The following is a 14,338-nucleotide window of genomic DNA, read 5'->3' on the forward strand; positions in this document are numbered from 1 at the left end:
CCGATCTCGAACACGTCGCGCAGGAACTCAACGGCCGTCCACGCAAAACGCTCGGCTGGGATACCCCAGCCGAGCGTCTGCGTGATCTAATCACCACCAACTAACAGCAGTGTTGCGCCGACCCCTTGAAACCGCCCACCACGGTGCGGGGGCCGCGCCTTATCCACAACACCTAGCACTGTCGGTGAATTGCACTGTGGCTCACAGGATTACCGGCGTTGCGCCGTTGCGCCGCACGTCCGCATAGGGCAGCATGGTGGGCATGACCGCAGCAGCACCCACCGCCGACCTCCCGGCGTCGCGGTGGTCCGGTCGCCTCGCCGCCCTGTCCCGCGCTGGCGTCCCCGACGACGATCCGCGCCAGGTCCGCGCCCGGGAGGCGCTCGCCTTCCACCGCTGCCTGCGCGTCATCGACGCCGAACGCGACCAGCTCGCCCCTGCCGACGCCGCCGCCCTGGCCGACTCCCTGGGAGACGGTGCGACGACCATGCGCACCTGACAACCACCTGCTGCTCTGGCGGGCCTCGACGCCACGGCAGCAGCACCGGATCGACGACACCACCCCGTTCGACCCACCCGCGACGCCTCGCCGTCGCACCACCGAGGAGACCCAACCATGACCAGCACCACCCCGAAGCCCACCGACCACGAGATCGAGTCCGCGATCCTGGCCACCGTTGCCGACCTCGCACCCGATGACGGCGACATGGTGCCGTGGTCCCGCGTCCGCGCCCGCCTCTCCCGCACGTTCGGCTACTGGGCGGTGCAGGAGTCGATGTGGGCGCTGTGGCGGCGCGGTGACCTCGTGCTCATCAAGATCAGCGGCTCACCCCACATCGGACTCCCCGACGAGTGCAGCCGGATGGCCGACGCCGCGTGCAAGAAGCGCGGCGAACCCCGACGGCTGCTCGTCGTCTGACCGCCATGCCCGCCCCCAGCGTCGACCTCGACGCCTTCCACGTCCTCGGCCAGCTCACCGGGCGCGCCTGGTGCGAGGGCCGACTCGACGCCACCGGCCTAGCCCAGGTCTGCCGCCACGTCCTCGGTCTCGACCTCGAACGGGCGCGGGCTGTCCTCAGCCCGTCAGCACCGACACCCATTACCGCACAACGCAATTAGGAGACACGTCATGGCCAGCGGATACCTCAAGCCCCGCCCCCAGTAGCCGGTCGGACCGACGCCGGTGTTCGACCAGACGACCAAGCGCGAGCGCCGTCGGCGGTGGCTCACCACGGTCTACGACGCCGACTTCGACTTCGCCGCCGAGGTCGACGCCATCGTCGGGCCGCTCGCCCAGCGCGTCGCCGCCCAGCCGCGCCCGATTGTGTTTGGCGCCCACGTCGAAGCCGTCACCGAGGCCGTGGGCGGGCTGTGTGGAACCGTCGCCGAGCTGGTCGCCGACACCCGGCTCCGCTCCCTCGACTCCGTGGACCGGGCGCGCGCCCGGGAGGCGCTGCGGACGGTGAACACCTCGGCGGTCTTGACGATCTCGCCCGAGGCGCTCGCCGACGGCACCTGGGCGGCGGCGCTGGTCGAGATCGCCCGCCCGCACACCGAGGCGCTGTCCCGGCTCCTCGGACGCCAGAACGACGCGCGCCGTGGGGAACCCACCGCCTCCGATCTGCTCATCGACGCCCTGCGCGGACTCGACAGCGCTTCCCTCGACCTGTCCCGACGCGTCGACAAGGCCGAATACTGGCGCTCGATCACCCCCGACGCCGACGGCACCACCGGACCCGACGCCGCGCAATCGGCCCGCGACACCCTCGCGGAGCTGGGTATCGGGGCCTCGACGTGAGCACCGCAACCACCACGGCGACCGGCCAACGCCTCGAACGGTGCGAGGGCTGTGGGACACCCACCTGGCGGTGGCGGGGATCGGTGCATGGTTACAAGTACGACGAGTGCGTCGCCCGCGCCATCGGCCTCGACCGGCCACCGTCCGAACGCCAGATGCGCACCGCCCGCTTCACCCGCCACGATCACCACGAACGACAGGAGTCACGATGACCGCCCCCGCCCCCTCGACGCCGGACCTGCTCCCCCGTCGACTACGACGCACCCCTCGTCAATCCGTTACCGGGCGGCCTGTCCCCGGCCACCACCTGGATTCAGGACGGGACCGGCGTCCCCCGCTGGCTCGCGGGCGGTGTGGCGGTGCGCACGTGGAACTTCGGCGGTGCCGACGCCTCCGGCATCTGGGGGGGCCGAGTGGTGCGGTGACCCCGGCGACGAGATCAAGGACGGCGAGCGGCCCGGCAACCTCGACCCGTTCGCCCCAATCACCTCGTGGGCGTTCGACATGTGCGACCTCACCGAGCCGTCCCAGGCCGAGGTCCGCACCCTCGCCGAGCAGAACCTGCGGCTCATCGAGCCGGTGATGGTCGAGCGCGAGTTCTCCGCACGCCTGCTCGCCGACGCCGGAACCCCCGCCGCCGCAACGGGATCGTCGAAGCGGTCGCCGAGCTGGAGGCGGCGCTGGGCCGCACCAACACCATCGGCGTCATCCACGCCTCGCCCCGCTGGGCCGCCCATGCCGCCGACCACAACCTGCTGCAGTTCGTCGGGGGCGGTGCGCCGCGCACCCCGCTCGGGCACCTGTGGGTCTTCGGCGGCGGGTACGAGGACTCGCCCATGTCCGACACCCTCGTCGCTACCTCGCCACTGTACGGGTGGCGCGATGCCGTGGCCGTCCGCGACACCATCGAGGCCCGCTACAACCAGTACGTCGCCATCGCCGAACGCTCGGTGGTCATCGGCTACGAACGCGCCATCGGAGCCGCCACGATCACCACCACCCCCTGAACCAACCGACGACGGGCGCGCATAACACGTTCAGGGCGCGTACGCCCAACGATGGGCCGGGAACCGGGATTGGCTGCGGGCCACCGGAACCCGGCCCCATCACCGCACCGCAGCACCACCGAGAGGAGCACCACATGACGAGGACCACGCCCCGCACGATCTGGCACCGCGAACGCACCCCGAAGCGCACCGAGGTCGCACCGCCGACACCGGAGTCCTCGACGCTGACCCCGGCCCAGCGGTCGAAGTACGCGCTCGCGGTCCACGAATCGGCACACGCCATCGCCGCCACCATCCTCGGCCACGAGGTCACCACCGTGACCCTCAACGACGACACCCGGTCGGGAAGCTGTGCGGTGGTCCAGCGATTCGGTGGCCCGCCCTCACCCGAGGTCGCCTACGCAGGCCCCTACGCCGAGCAGTTCTTCCGCCACGGTGGCCCGCCCACGGGCGCTGCGATCCGCCGCGCCCTCGACGGCACCGACGACTTCGCCGCCATGACGGCGGCGGGCGACACCCGGCCCGCAGAGATTCCCCGGCTCATCGCCAACTGCTGGGCCTCGATCACCTACCTCGCCAACCACCTCACCATCAACGGCGCAGCCACCCAGGCCGACGTGAACCGCGCGCTGCACCTCCCCGCCGACGACCCTGACGGTCGCCATCACGCCCTGGCAGAGATTCGATCGGGCAGTGCGCCCGGCTCGTTCAACGTCGTCGCCCCGCTCCCGTAGGCCGAGCCGTAGGCGAAGCCGCGAAGGCGAATTAGTAAGCGGCACAGCGCGTTTCTCTGAATCAGGGCTGAGGTGCGCCAGAAGACATCGCGGCTAGCTCGTCGGCCCGCTCCTTGACGTGCATCTTCAAGTTCTCGCGGTAGAACTCGTAACGCTGGTGGTCGCTCAGCGCGTCCGCGATCTCCTCGTCGGTGAAGCCTGCGTGCGACAGCAGACACAGCCTCAACACCCAGATCGCCGACGACTCCGCGATCATCCAGTTGTAGACCTGTTCCTCGAACGGGCGTCCGGTGTTGTGATGCGCCAGGTCGTTGCGAGCATCCTTGACTAGCTCTGCCCACTTGTCGACGGGCAGGGTGATCTCTGGGGCGATACGAAGCGCCGTCTCATGAAGGGCACGAGCGCGCTTCACGTAGTGCATGTCGCCCGGGTCGACGATGCGCTTGTGGATGCCCTCGATGAGCGAGCACGCCACGACACCCTGAACCTGAATTGCCTCCTTCTCGACCGGGTTCGCGACAGCGGCAGCAAGTCCGTCCATGGTCTGCTCGATTGCGAGCCACCCAGCGATGCGCTCCAACGTCACCGACGATGGCGGCAGAAGGTTGTGAGGATCGGGCCACGATGTCTTGCTTGAGTCCTGGTCTCGAGTTTTCACATCGAGCCAGTCGCCTTGCGCGGTCTCGCGGACTTGGATGCGCTGCGGTGTGAGGTCGGCGTCGACGGTCAGCTTCATCAGCGTCACCACCGAACGCACCGCGCGGTCAGCCGAGCGCAGCCTCAGCGTGAACGACGGGCGGAACTCCAACCACACCAGCTCGTCGTCGCGTTCACACAGCAACTCGCCCGCGTCACTCGTCGCTGACCCGGCGTCGGGTAGCTGCTCCCACCAGCCCGGGCTATCGAGAGTGAAGCGGAAGGCGTCCAGCGTCGCGGCATGGCCAGTGGGCAAGTGCGCACCAACGATCAAGGTGTACGGGTCCCAGACCTGCTGCAGTGGCGGCGTCTCGAAGTCGAACAGGTTCTTCGGCATGTGCTGCAGATACGAGTCAATACCCGTCACTGGACCGGCGTCCGTGTCGCCGAGCAGCACGCGAGCCACACCGTCCTGCACGATGCTCGCCGGGTCACCACGGTGACTGATGTGTAGGCCCGTCTCGGTGACTTCCACCGGTTCGTTCAGCTCGTCGATGACGCGGTGGTTGAGCTTAAGCCGAGCCCGAGACCCGGGCTCCCAGGTCAGGGTTCCTGGGACGCGCTTCGCAGTGTTGTCGGGCGACCAGAACTCGCCCGTCATCTCTAGTGATTCCACGCGGCCAAGATAGCCGTGCCCTACGACACAGATAGTCGAGTACCAGAAGATGAGCTCGCTCGATCTACACCAGATGTTGCCCGCTTATTGTTCACCGTCGCCACCCTCGATAGCTGGCTGTGGGTCGGGGTCGCCCTTGTGGAACACCTCGTGCGCGTCGAGCGCTGCGCTGAGGTACGTGCCGTCGGAACTCATCGCCCGCAGCATCGACTCGATCTCGAAGCCGCCGTCACCAGCGCGCAGACGCGCAGATACTTGGCGGTGCATCATCAGCGGTAGACCACCGACTCGCTCATCGAGGCTGTGCTTCCACAGCACCCGGTACACCCGCATCTCGGGCGTCACCTCGTGATCGAGGTACCAGGTCTCCTCGCCCGGCTCGAACTTCCAGGCAATCCGGCGCGACGACAGCTTGGCTCTGCGTCTCCCCGCCATCTGAGCGGTCCCCCGAACGGTGACAGCCTCACCGCGAGCGTCGAGGTGCTCTGCGAGCGATGGCCACAGCCGGTACACCCGAGATGTAGTAGCCCCGGCCTCAAGCCGAACAGGACCGTGCGGCGTCGGCTCGCGAACCTCTAGCTCCTTCGAATCCGCGTCGCGGAAGGCAGGTGGCCTGATCCACCTGCGACCGGTGTTCCACCATTGTCCGTGGCCCGGCCCAACGTCGAGCGCAATCTCGTCGACCGAGACCGGCGACCGACCCACGTTGGTGACCCTCACCCGCGCCGCCTCGATACCGAAGAAGCCGAGATCACCCATGTCCCGAAGCGGGTCGTTCCACGCGCGCCGCTTGCTCCCCGATGTCTGCACCACTGCGCGGTCCTCGTCGCGGTAGTAGAACAGCAACTCGACCTTCAACCTCGCGCCGGAAAGCCGGTAAAGGGTGAACTGCCAGACCAGACCGCCGAGGGTGATGCAGGCGCTCGTGATCGACACGATGAGCGCGACGGTAGCGGTTGTCACCACGTCAGGATGGCACAGCCCACCGACGGAACCGCCCCACGAGGCGGTGTGTCGAATTGCGCAGCTGCGCTGGGAGTTTCGAGGCGGTACTCACGGGCAACAACGCGCTCGGTATTGCCCGCTTATTGCCCGGGCTGGCCAAATATCGCTCTGACCTGGTGGTCCCGGCTGGGATCGAACCAGCGACCTCCCCGGTGTGAACGGGACGCTCTTCCACTGAGCCACGGGACCGCGCGCGACGCGCAGAGGCGTCGGTGCACGAGGGGAAAGACTACACGGATCGACGCTGGGAACCCAAATCGCGGTCTGGCGGTGCGTCTCGGCGCGATCGCGACTCCTACCCGCTGCACACATCCTACTTTGCGAGGCTCTGACCAGGCGATTTGGTAGAAGCGTGTCGGTCGGATAATGTTCTGCATCGCATCGCGAGCAACAAATGGTCCACAAGATCTGCTCGCGAAGCATGCGGATGTAGCGCAGCTGGTAGCGCATCACCTTGCCAAGGTGAGGGTCGCGGGTTCGAATCCCGTCATCCGCTCGGCGCGAGTCGACTCGCATCTGGTGGTGTGGCCGAGTGGTGAGGCAACGGCCTGCAAAGCCGTGTACACGGGTTCGATTCCCGTCGCCACCTCCAAACCACCAATTTCATACCCGCGCGATTAGCTCAGCGGGAGAGCGCTTCCCTGACACGGAAGAGGTCACTGGTTCAATCCCAGTATCGCGCACCATAGTTAGGCCAGTTCAGACGCGGTTTCCGAGACAATCGGGAGCCGCGTTTCTGCTATCCGGGTCCGCTGTGCACGCACAATGCACGCACAATGCACGCACAAGGTTGTAATACCGGGACGTACTGGCAGCGTTGTGCACGCACCTGCACGCACTATTCCCCCACGACGCGCAGTGCCGGAGCCGACGGCGTGACCGACGTTGCGACGGCTGACAGCAGGCCAGCGGACGCCGACAGGTCCTCGCGGAAGAGGCCGACATAGACGCGCTGCGTGATCGCCACCGATGCGTGGCCCATCCACCGCGACACAATCTCAATCCGCACACCGGCGGACGCGCACAGACTGGCGAACGTATGCCGGAGCGCGTGCACCGTGATCACGCGATCCTCACTCGACAGCCCGGCCAGATCAGCCGCCGGGATGATCACCCGTTTGTTCAGGTTCGACCGGCGGATCGGTGCGCCGGTGGCGCCGACGAACACGGGGTCGGTCGGTGCCTTCCCCTGCACGTGCGCGCGCAGATCGGCCACGAGGTGCGGCGCCAGGTCGACGTCGCGCACCTTGTGGCCCTTGGGCAGACCGGGCACGAGGTGGCCCGCCTCCTCTGTATTGGCGCGGCGTACGTGAATGATCCCTTTGGTCAGATCGAGGTCGCGCACCTGTAGTCCGGACAACTCCCCTACGCGCAGACCGGAGTACGCAGCGAAGCGGAGGAGCAGACCGTCGGGTGATGCCGGAGCGGCCGGGATGATCGGCACGCCGTCGGCGTCGCGTTCGAGGTCAAGTTCTGCCTTACGGTCCCGGCCGCCGCGGGAGCGGTTCGAGCGGAGCATGTAGAGATAGTCAGCGGCCCGTGCCAAGCGGTCGACCTCGACAGCCGACAGGAACACATCGGCTATGCCGTCGACCTTGGGCAGCTTCACCTTCGCGGCCGGGTTACCGCGCAAGCGACCATCGGCCACGGCGTAATCGAGAACCGACGACAGCACCACATAGCACCGGTGCACGGTGGCCGACGACAGCCCGGACCCGACGAGGTCAGCAACCCACCCGGTCACCTCACCGTGCGTGATCGACCCCAACTCACGAGACCCCCACACCGGCGTGATGTGGTTCTTCAGGATCGAGGCGTAGTTCTCCTGCGTCGTGGTGCTCTTGTCGATCACCAGAGTCTTCAGCCACGCATCGGCCACGGTCTGCACGGTGGTGCGACTCTTCCGACGGTCGACGTGCGACCCGTCGCGTAGTTCGGCCGTGAGCCGGTCCGCCTCTGCCTGCGCGTCGGCTTTGATCTCGAACGTGCCGCCGGAGCGCTCCCGGCCGTCGAGGTCCACGAACTTGATAGCCCACCGCGCGCGCTTGGGTACCTCGACGCCGTCGACCACATGCCAGCCGGAGGACCGTTTCACCCGCCGCCGGTAGTCCGTGTAGTGCTGATCAATCACGCGGACGTTGCCAGGCCGTCGGCGCGTTGTACGGGTCTGCGCAGGTTCGTTCATGCGGTCCAGAGTATCCGCTGACCTCTTCCCGATGCACGCACACCTCTAGTGTGACGTAGTTCACACCGATGGATATCGCGCTGACCTGCGCTGATAGTTGTCACGGTTGACGATCACGGGTTTTCGCGTCGTCGCTGGTCACCGGATTATGTGTCTCGAACCGGCCCGGGTCCCTGTAGTTTTCGAGTTGACGAACAACCGTGACAACTATTGTCCCCCAACATGTTTCGAGCGTGTCGAGCTAGTTTCATGTGCTCTCATGGTGTCACCGGAACAAACCAGGAGGACCACATGAACACAATCGACGTCACCGAAGCACGAGACGCGGCCGACGCCGCTCCCCTGCCCACACTGCCCACTGACCCCGCGGTGCTGCTCGACGAGCGACAGGCCGCATACCTGGCCGGACTCAGCCCGTTCACGCTGCGGAACATGCGCCAGGCCGGACGCGGACCGCGCCACGTGCAGATCGGCCGTCGCATCCGCTACCGGCGGCTCGATGTCGAAGTTTGGATCGAATCGCACATCGCTGCCTGACTCTCGCACGATCACCACACATCGCCGGGGAGGCGGTAGCGCGAAACGTATTCGCGCGCAACGAAAGTGGAGAAATGCCCTACAACAAGAAACGGCGCCCGGCCGGGGAGCCGAGCGCCGTCGCCGCGATCACCACGCGCGAGCAGGAGAATGCCCACCTCGACGATACTTCGGTGGTCGGACATTTTGCACGCCTGGCGCACGAGATCGCCGATGAAATCCCCGGCGCAATGGTCGGGCCGCTGGCCGGTAAGGAACCGGCGAACGCTGGCAGTGGGTTCTACGACTTCGTGTCGGTCGATGACCCCCGGTTCGACGAGATCGCTTGCGCGGCAGACGATAACCCTCGTGTGAGCGGCATCGGCTGGCGCCCGTCGGCCGGTCAGGGGGTGATTGACTACGACGCGTACAAGCCGGGTATTCCGGAGAAGTTCGCCGCGTTCGCCGCTGCTGTCGATCTGCCTGACACGCTGACGATTGTTACCGGTCAGGGTGGTCGTCACCTCGTGTTCTCACTGCCCGACTACGCGCATGAGTCGGGGCTGTCGGTGCCTGAGGGGAGCGGAATCGACGCCGTGCGCACGCACTGGCAGGGCTACTTGGTCGGACCCGGTTCGGTTCACCCGGACACCGGCGACCTGTACCGGTTCGAGGAGCCTCGTCGGCCGATCGCTGAGTTACCGCCGGACGCGGTCGCTGCACTGACGGCGTCACGTCGCCGTACGAGCGGACGCGTCGGCCGACCGGCCAATGATGAGGTTGCGCTGTGGCTGTATCGCCACGGCAGCGGACGGCCGTCGGCCGCGATGCGCACAGCGGTCCGCGATCTGGGAACGATGCGTGAACACGCCCACGACACGATGCGCGATGCGATCTGGCGCTGTCTGCGTCTGGCCGACGAGGGCCACCCCGGCGCCCAGGTCGCTATCGGCAAGGTCACCGCGAAGTTCCTCGACGAGATGACCCGGCGTGAGCGCGTCGGTCTGCCCGGTGTCCGCACGCCTGAGGAGGCCATGTACGAGATTCGCGATGCGCTGGCCGGTGCGGTGGCCCACATCCTCGCTGACCGTGAGGGGGTGGCCTGATGGCTGACGCTGACGAGGTCGCACGCAAGGTGACCGAGGAGCTTGTGGGCAAGCCTCCGCAGGAGCGAAAGCGCAAGCCGCGCAAGGATATGCACAAGGTTGCTGACGCGATCGAAGTCTACCTGCGCCGGTATTGTGTGCTGCCCGGTGAGCACTGCTACGTGGCCGCGACGCTGTGGGTGATGCACTCGTGGGTGGTCGAATCGTTCGACACGACGCCGCGTCTGTTCCTCGACAGTGCGGTGCCCGGTTCGGGTAAGAGTCGCGTGCTCGAATTGCTCGAACACCTCGTGTGCTGGCCGCTCAATTCGTTTTCTGCGTCCCCGGCCGCGTTGATCCGGTCGATCGACGCCGGACAGCGAACAATCCTGATCGACGAGGTCGACACGGTCTATGCGAAAGCGGCAGGGACCGAGGACATCACGGCCGTGATCAACGCCGGGTACAAGCGGGGTGCGAAGGTGCCGCGTTGTGTCGGTCAAGGTGCCGACTTCGAGGTGGTCGAACTGTCCGCGTTCGCGCCGATGGCGCTGGCCGGGCTGACGACCAACGTCCCCGACGCAGTGCGGTCACGGTCGATCCACTTCCGGATGCGCAAACGCATCGCGGCCACCGAACCGCTGGCGCGTTACCGGCGTCGGGACGCTGAGGCTGAGGCCGGGTCGATGCGCGCCTCACTGCGCGTGTGGTCGGAGTCGACGGTCACCGATGCGCTGGCAACCGCGCGCCCGGTGCTGCCCGACGGCGTCGAGGATCGACCAGCCGAGGTCTGGGAGCCGTTGGTGGCTGTGGCCGACGCGGTCGGTGGGCAGTGGCCCACACGTGCCCGTGAGGCGTGCGCTGCGTTCGTGTTCGCGAAGTCAGCCGACGGCCCGTCGCTGGGGGTCGAGATGCTGACCGCGATTCACGAGATTATGGCGACGTTCAAGCTCGACGACATCGCGACACCGACGCTCATCACCGCGATCAAGGACATGAAGGACGCGTCGCCGTGGCCTCCGTCGCGGGGTGACCTCGAACCGGCCGTGCTGGCGCGGTTGCTGCGTCCGTTCGATGTCGAGCCGAAGCAATTCAAGGTCGACGGCAAGAAAGTGCGCGGCTACCGGCGGTATGGCGATGGCGGTCTGTTCGATGCGTTTGCGCGCTACGTCGAGGACGGCGACGCACCCGACGAGGAGTCGCGCAGCGTGCCCGAACCGAAGCGGACGAGCGTTGTCCGAACCGACCGGAGCGGACGTCGGCCGCTGCTCAGACTCGACTACGACATCCGCGATGTGCCCGGTGTCGACCCCGACGACGAGGAGACGGCGTCGTGACCGTCTCCGCGCCCGTCCTCGTCATAGGCGGTACTAGCGGTACCCCCGGTACCCGCGTGGTGTATCCGCTGGTCAGAGCGCCGCTGGCGTGGTACCGGGCTGGCGAAATTACCCGGTACCCGACCGGTACTGACCCGGTACCCGACCCCGATCGGGTAGGTACCGGCAAGACGCGGGTACCGGGTACCCGGTACCTACCCGGTACCAATTTCACCCCCTCTGACCTGCGAAGTACCGGCAGTACCGCCGGTACCGCCGTCTCAGCCAATGGACGGGAGCACACGAGCGCATGACCGCATCGACATCGGGCACCGGACCCCGAAGCAAGGCACGAGAGAACGCGATCGACCGGCGCCGACAGGAGTTCGACGAGTACGTGACGCGGATGCTGACCGACCCGACGCCCGGCACCACATGGCACCCGCTCTACCGCTGGCCGTCGGACACCGACGAGGCATACGCGGAACGGGTCGCCGACTACGAGCGAACACAGACCACCGGCCGACCGGCCGGGGAGAGATGAGGGGATATGACCGACATTCTGAGTACGCCGCCGAGCGCGCAGGCCTACGCCGAGGAGGAGCGGCGCAGGGGCCGCAACGCGGAGATGAGCAGGCCGAGCCGTCGACAGGTCGAGGAGCACAACAAGCGCGTCATGGCCCAGGCTGGGGATCGGCTGATGGCCTCGACGACGTCGGTTGCACCGGAGCCTTCGCCGCCGGTCGGTAGTCATCCGCCGGTGCCCGACCTCACCGCTCAGGGGGCCATAGGGCAGGCCGTGATTGACCTCCTGCGTTTCGACCGGATCGAGGCAGCGCGCACGCGGACGATGTCACGCGTGATCGAGGAGGAACGCGCGCTTGCCGACGAGGCGCACGGAGACGCGCTCGACGCGCAGATCGACGAGTACCTGTCGGCGGCGTGGTCCGCTGCCACGAAGAAGGAGCGTGTGCCCGCGCTGCTCGATCCGATCATCCGGTGGGATACCCACGAGCGCGTCGTCGAGGACCGTCGACTGATCGGCAAGCGGCTGCGCACCGCGATCGACGACCGCGCGGTGTCCGACGCGCAGGAGGCCGTGACCGGCGCCCTCGACTCAATCCACGCGCTCGTGATCGACGAGGCGCAGGGGTCGCTCACGGACGCGGTGCAGGCAGCGGAGCGGCTGACGCTGGCGGGGCTCGACGTGGACGCCGACGCGGGACAGTTGGTTGATGCTGGCGACGACGGCGCGCTGGCCGCGCTGCGGCTCTGGCGTGCCGCTGTCGTGCGCTGGGAGCGGGTGCAGGCCGTCAGGCAGTGGTGCGCTGCTGCCCTCAACAGGGGTCTGATGGTCGATAGGCAGGGGTCCGTGTGCGTGGTGCCGCCTCCTCGTATGCGATCGGGTGAGTGGCTGTCGGAGGTCGATCGGCAGCGTGCCAACGGGATACAGGCAGAGGAGCGCACCCAGGGGTCTGCACAGTGGCAGGGGTCTGCACCCTCGTGGCTCGCAGGCCGTACCGCACACGAGGTGCTGCGCTGGTATGTCCGGCTTGATGCTGGCGACCGGCCGGTGCCTCGTGGTGTCGTGAGCGATGAGGTGTCGGCATGACGAACGAGGACACCTACGATCGGTCATTCGGCCGCTACCTCGATCGAGACATGCGGGACCGGCCGCACACGGCGCAGGAGGCAACCGACGAGCGCGCAACGCGTGGACACGGCACGGTGGCTGATCAGGGGTCCAGTGGGGACAAGCCTCGTGCGCCGCGACACGACGACAGAGGTTTCGGCCGGTATCTGACCTGACCTCGCACGAACGGCCGTCAGCGGCCAACTCAGCCCCGATTACTACGCGCTGGCGTGGTGTCGGGGCTGAGTGCTGTCGGCGGTCCGCGGCGGGGTGAGATAGGGGGGTGGCACCCCTCCGGGGGTCGATCGGCCAGAGCCCCGCCGCGTCCTGTCCTCCCGAACGAGGCCAAAGGTTAAAGGCACTCGAAACCGGTCCTGACCAGGGCATTTAGACCCTCTGAGGGCCACGCTGACGGCCGTTCTCGACGTCGACTAGGTCGAAACCTACACCCGCGCAACGCATTACGTGGCGCGCTGGCGCACTGAGGGTACGGCTGAGAGTAGACCCGCACGGTTGACGCCAACCGAAACAATTGCGACACAACGGTATTCACACACACCGGCGGTATTCTGTCCTCACCCGGACATCACCGCCGGGGACGACAGGAGAACCACGACATGCCACCCAAGAAACGAGCAACCGGGACCACCGGCGACGCCATACGCGCGTTCTATCTCTCGTGGGCAGCCGACGAGGGTCTAGAACTCGACGTGACCGACCTCGCGCTGCTCGAACGCCTGGTGAAGGCCACCGACCTGGCCGCGCGGATCGAGGCCCAGATCGACGCCGACGGCCCGATGCTGACCACCGAACGCGGCACGAGCAAACCGCACCCCGGCCTACCCGCGTTGCGCGGAGAGGTCGAACTAGCCGCGAAGCTGACCGTCCTCCTCGACAAGCGCATCGAGGACGCCGCGTCGGACCAACCGGCCAACCGTGGCGGCGTCGCACCGTTCGCCACACGCGGCCAGTACCGCACCGGAACCGACGACACCCCGGCAGCGGTGCGCAAGCCCGCACGCACACCCCGGAAGCGGAGGCAGTAGACGTGGTGCGCAAGAGCACGGGACCACGACTGTCGTCGACCTCGACGGCCACCAAGAGTCCCGACGAACTGACCTTCGCCGACGTACCTGCCGAGCAGCGTCCGTCGTCATTCGCGCGCGTGTGGCTGGCCGTCGTGCCGTTGCGCCCGGACGAGACCGACGAGAGGCACTGTTCGCTCGCCTACGGCCTGAGCGTCGACGAGGTCGACCGGGAGCGCGCCGTAGGGCACACGTTGGCCGTCGATTCCCACTGGCGCACGAAGCTGGCGCAGGAGGCGCACGCGGAGGCGTATCGGACATGGCTGGCCGACAACGGCCTGGCCCGGTTCGTGCGGAGCAACGGCGCACCGACCGGCGCGTGGTCGATGCAATCGTTCCGCCGGTGGGACGAGACCCGACGCGGCATCTGATCTGTGCACGCACTGTGCACGCACACACTCCGGTTCACCCCGGTTTCTCGCAGTCCGGCAACGGTTCGACACAACGGCATATATGCAGTTCAATCGGTGTTTCTGAGTTGGCGCCGGTTTGTGCCGGTTTCTCGCAAACGTCGAGATGCGAAAACTGACACGGAAGAGGTCACTGGTTCAATCCCAGTATCGCGCACCATGAGATCCCGCTGTTCGCAGCGGGATCTTTTCGTTTCGCGCCTGGGTCCGGTTGTGTGGGATGCAGGGGTACAAAAATGCCCCCGAGGATCC

General features: G+C 67.1%; 18 protein-coding genes and 4 tRNA genes. 18 read left to right on the top strand and 4 right to left on the bottom strand.

The annotated features are described in order from the left end of the window. Positions 1–262: 262 nt before the first annotated feature. The 7 genes from A5766_RS19530 to A5766_RS19560 all read left to right on the top strand — a co-directional run bounded on the left by A5766_RS19530 (position 263) and on the right by A5766_RS19560 (position 3,539). A complete protein-coding gene (locus tag A5766_RS19530) occupies positions 263–499 on the top strand; it encodes a hypothetical protein (RefSeq protein ID WP_231894734.1) in 237 nt (78 codons plus the stop codon). A 117-nt stretch (positions 500–616) separates the two neighbouring features. Further along, entirely contained in the window at positions 617–919 is a 303-nt protein-coding gene (locus A5766_RS19535) for a hypothetical protein (protein ID WP_064906077.1), read from the top strand. Positions 920–924: 5 nt separating this feature from the next. Next, positions 925–1,119, top strand: a complete 195-nt coding sequence (locus A5766_RS19540) for a hypothetical protein (protein ID WP_064906079.1) — start codon at positions 925–927, stop codon at positions 1,117–1,119. A gap of 64 nt (positions 1,120–1,183) precedes the next feature. Then, positions 1,184–1,798 (top strand): hypothetical protein, encoded by a 615-nt coding sequence (locus tag A5766_RS19545; protein ID WP_064906081.1) that lies wholly within the window; start codon positions 1,184–1,186, stop codon positions 1,796–1,798. After that, positions 1,795–2,010: a hypothetical protein gene (locus A5766_RS19550; protein WP_064906083.1), complete on the top strand. Its 216-nt coding sequence runs from the start codon at positions 1,795–1,797 to the stop codon at positions 2,008–2,010. The genes A5766_RS19545 and A5766_RS19550 overlap by 4 nt, the downstream gene beginning before the upstream one ends. A gap of 294 nt (positions 2,011–2,304) precedes the next feature. Further along, on the top strand, positions 2,305–2,805 hold the full coding sequence (locus A5766_RS25170) for a hypothetical protein (RefSeq protein ID WP_231894735.1): 501 nt from the start codon (positions 2,305–2,307) through the stop codon (positions 2,803–2,805). A gap of 134 nt (positions 2,806–2,939) precedes the next feature. Continuing rightward, positions 2,940–3,539: a hypothetical protein gene (locus A5766_RS19560; RefSeq protein ID WP_064906085.1), complete on the top strand. Its 600-nt coding sequence runs from the start codon at positions 2,940–2,942 to the stop codon at positions 3,537–3,539. 61 nt (positions 3,540–3,600) lie between these two features. Here the strand turns inward: A5766_RS19560 and A5766_RS19565 are convergent, their stop codons facing one another. The 3 genes from A5766_RS19565 to A5766_RS19575 form a co-directional block, all read right to left on the bottom strand. Then, the gene (locus A5766_RS19565) at positions 3,601–4,851 is read right to left on the bottom strand and encodes a HEPN domain-containing protein (RefSeq protein ID WP_064906087.1); all 1,251 of its coding nucleotides are present in this window, start codon (positions 4,849–4,851) and stop codon (positions 3,601–3,603) included. Positions 4,852–4,935: 84 nt separating this feature from the next. After that, positions 4,936–5,814, bottom strand: a complete 879-nt coding sequence (locus A5766_RS19570) for a hypothetical protein (RefSeq protein WP_156527527.1) — start codon at positions 5,812–5,814, stop codon at positions 4,936–4,938. Positions 5,815–5,970: 156 nt separating this feature from the next. Then, a tRNA-Val gene (locus tag A5766_RS19575) sits at positions 5,971–6,045 on the bottom strand. 234 nt (positions 6,046–6,279) lie between these two features. Between A5766_RS19575 and A5766_RS19580 the strand changes: the two genes are divergently transcribed. From A5766_RS19580 to A5766_RS19590, 3 genes are all read left to right on the top strand, one after another. Then, positions 6,280–6,352: transfer RNA gene (locus A5766_RS19580), tRNA-Gly, on the top strand. A 22-nt stretch (positions 6,353–6,374) separates the two neighbouring features. After that, positions 6,375–6,448, top strand: a tRNA-Cys gene (locus tag A5766_RS19585). 19 nt (positions 6,449–6,467) lie between these two features. Continuing rightward, a tRNA-Val gene (locus tag A5766_RS19590) sits at positions 6,468–6,542 on the top strand. Positions 6,543–6,694: 152 nt separating this feature from the next. Here A5766_RS19590 and A5766_RS19595 read toward each other — a convergent pair. After that, positions 6,695–8,041 (bottom strand): tyrosine-type recombinase/integrase, encoded by a 1,347-nt coding sequence (locus tag A5766_RS19595; RefSeq protein ID WP_082965581.1) that lies wholly within the window; start codon positions 8,039–8,041, stop codon positions 6,695–6,697. A 291-nt stretch (positions 8,042–8,332) separates the two neighbouring features. On the opposite strand from A5766_RS19595, the gene A5766_RS24095 reads away from it, so the two are divergent. The 8 genes from A5766_RS24095 (at position 8,333) to A5766_RS19635 (ending at position 14,047) form a co-directional block, all read left to right on the top strand. Continuing rightward, positions 8,333–8,578, top strand: coding sequence for a helix-turn-helix transcriptional regulator (locus A5766_RS24095; RefSeq protein ID WP_156527528.1), 246 nt, complete (start codon positions 8,333–8,335; stop codon positions 8,576–8,578). A 74-nt stretch (positions 8,579–8,652) separates the two neighbouring features. Next, positions 8,653–9,663: a bifunctional DNA primase/polymerase gene (locus A5766_RS19605; RefSeq protein WP_064906093.1), complete on the top strand. Its 1,011-nt coding sequence runs from the start codon at positions 8,653–8,655 to the stop codon at positions 9,661–9,663. Next, on the top strand, positions 9,663–10,979 hold the full coding sequence (locus A5766_RS19610; protein ID WP_064906095.1) for a DUF3631 domain-containing protein: 1,317 nt from the start codon (positions 9,663–9,665) through the stop codon (positions 10,977–10,979). Before A5766_RS19605 ends, A5766_RS19610 begins: the two co-directional genes overlap by 1 nt. Before the next feature lie 289 nt (positions 10,980–11,268). Further along, on the top strand, positions 11,269–11,502 hold the full coding sequence (locus tag A5766_RS19615; protein WP_064906097.1) for a hypothetical protein: 234 nt from the start codon (positions 11,269–11,271) through the stop codon (positions 11,500–11,502). Positions 11,503–11,508: 6 nt separating this feature from the next. Continuing rightward, on the top strand, positions 11,509–12,570 hold the full coding sequence (locus A5766_RS19620) for a hypothetical protein (protein WP_064906099.1): 1,062 nt from the start codon (positions 11,509–11,511) through the stop codon (positions 12,568–12,570). Then, the gene (locus tag A5766_RS19625; RefSeq protein WP_064906101.1) at positions 12,567–12,767 is read left to right on the top strand and encodes a hypothetical protein; all 201 of its coding nucleotides are present in this window, start codon (positions 12,567–12,569) and stop codon (positions 12,765–12,767) included. Before A5766_RS19620 ends, A5766_RS19625 begins: the two co-directional genes overlap by 4 nt. 441 nt (positions 12,768–13,208) lie before the next feature. Then, a complete protein-coding gene (locus A5766_RS19630) occupies positions 13,209–13,637 on the top strand; it encodes a hypothetical protein (RefSeq protein WP_064906103.1) in 429 nt (142 codons plus the stop codon). 5 nt (positions 13,638–13,642) lie between these two features. Then, on the top strand, positions 13,643–14,047 hold the full coding sequence (locus tag A5766_RS19635; protein WP_156527529.1) for a hypothetical protein: 405 nt from the start codon (positions 13,643–13,645) through the stop codon (positions 14,045–14,047). Positions 14,048–14,338: the final 291 nt, after the last annotated feature.

The organism is Gordonia sp. 852002-51296_SCH5728562-b, assembly GCF_001665475.1.
Classification (GTDB): Bacteria; Actinomycetota; Actinomycetes; order Mycobacteriales; family Mycobacteriaceae; genus Gordonia; species Gordonia sputi.

What these genes read in the sequence shown, in the direction of transcription:
- A5766_RS19540 (WP_064906079.1), top strand. Translation starts at nt 925, where the DNA reads ATGCCCGCCCCCAGCGTCGACCTCGACGCCTTCCACGTCCTCGGCCAG.
- A5766_RS19610 (WP_064906095.1), top strand. Translation starts at nt 9,663, where the DNA reads ATGGCTGACGCTGACGAGGTCGCACGCAAGGTGACCGAGGAGCTTGTG.
- A5766_RS19605 (WP_064906093.1), top strand. Translation starts at nt 8,653, where the DNA reads ATGCCCTACAACAAGAAACGGCGCCCGGCCGGGGAGCCGAGCGCCGTC.
- A5766_RS19615 (WP_064906097.1), top strand. Translation starts at nt 11,269, where the DNA reads ATGACCGCATCGACATCGGGCACCGGACCCCGAAGCAAGGCACGAGAG.
- A5766_RS19630 (WP_064906103.1), top strand. Translation starts at nt 13,209, where the DNA reads ATGCCACCCAAGAAACGAGCAACCGGGACCACCGGCGACGCCATACGC.
- A5766_RS19560 (WP_064906085.1), top strand. Translation starts at nt 2,940, where the DNA reads ATGACGAGGACCACGCCCCGCACGATCTGGCACCGCGAACGCACCCCG.
- A5766_RS19625 (WP_064906101.1), top strand. Translation starts at nt 12,567, where the DNA reads ATGACGAACGAGGACACCTACGATCGGTCATTCGGCCGCTACCTCGAT.
- A5766_RS19535 (WP_064906077.1), top strand. Translation starts at nt 617, where the DNA reads ATGACCAGCACCACCCCGAAGCCCACCGACCACGAGATCGAGTCCGCG.
- A5766_RS24095 (WP_156527528.1), top strand. Translation starts at nt 8,333, where the DNA reads ATGAACACAATCGACGTCACCGAAGCACGAGACGCGGCCGACGCCGCT.
- A5766_RS19620 (WP_064906099.1), top strand. Translation starts at nt 11,509, where the DNA reads ATGACCGACATTCTGAGTACGCCGCCGAGCGCGCAGGCCTACGCCGAG.
- A5766_RS19530 (WP_231894734.1), top strand. Translation starts at nt 263, where the DNA reads ATGACCGCAGCAGCACCCACCGCCGACCTCCCGGCGTCGCGGTGGTCC.
- A5766_RS19595 (WP_082965581.1), bottom strand. Translation starts at nt 8,041, where the DNA reads ATGAACGAACCTGCGCAGACCCGTACAACGCGCCGACGGCCTGGCAAC.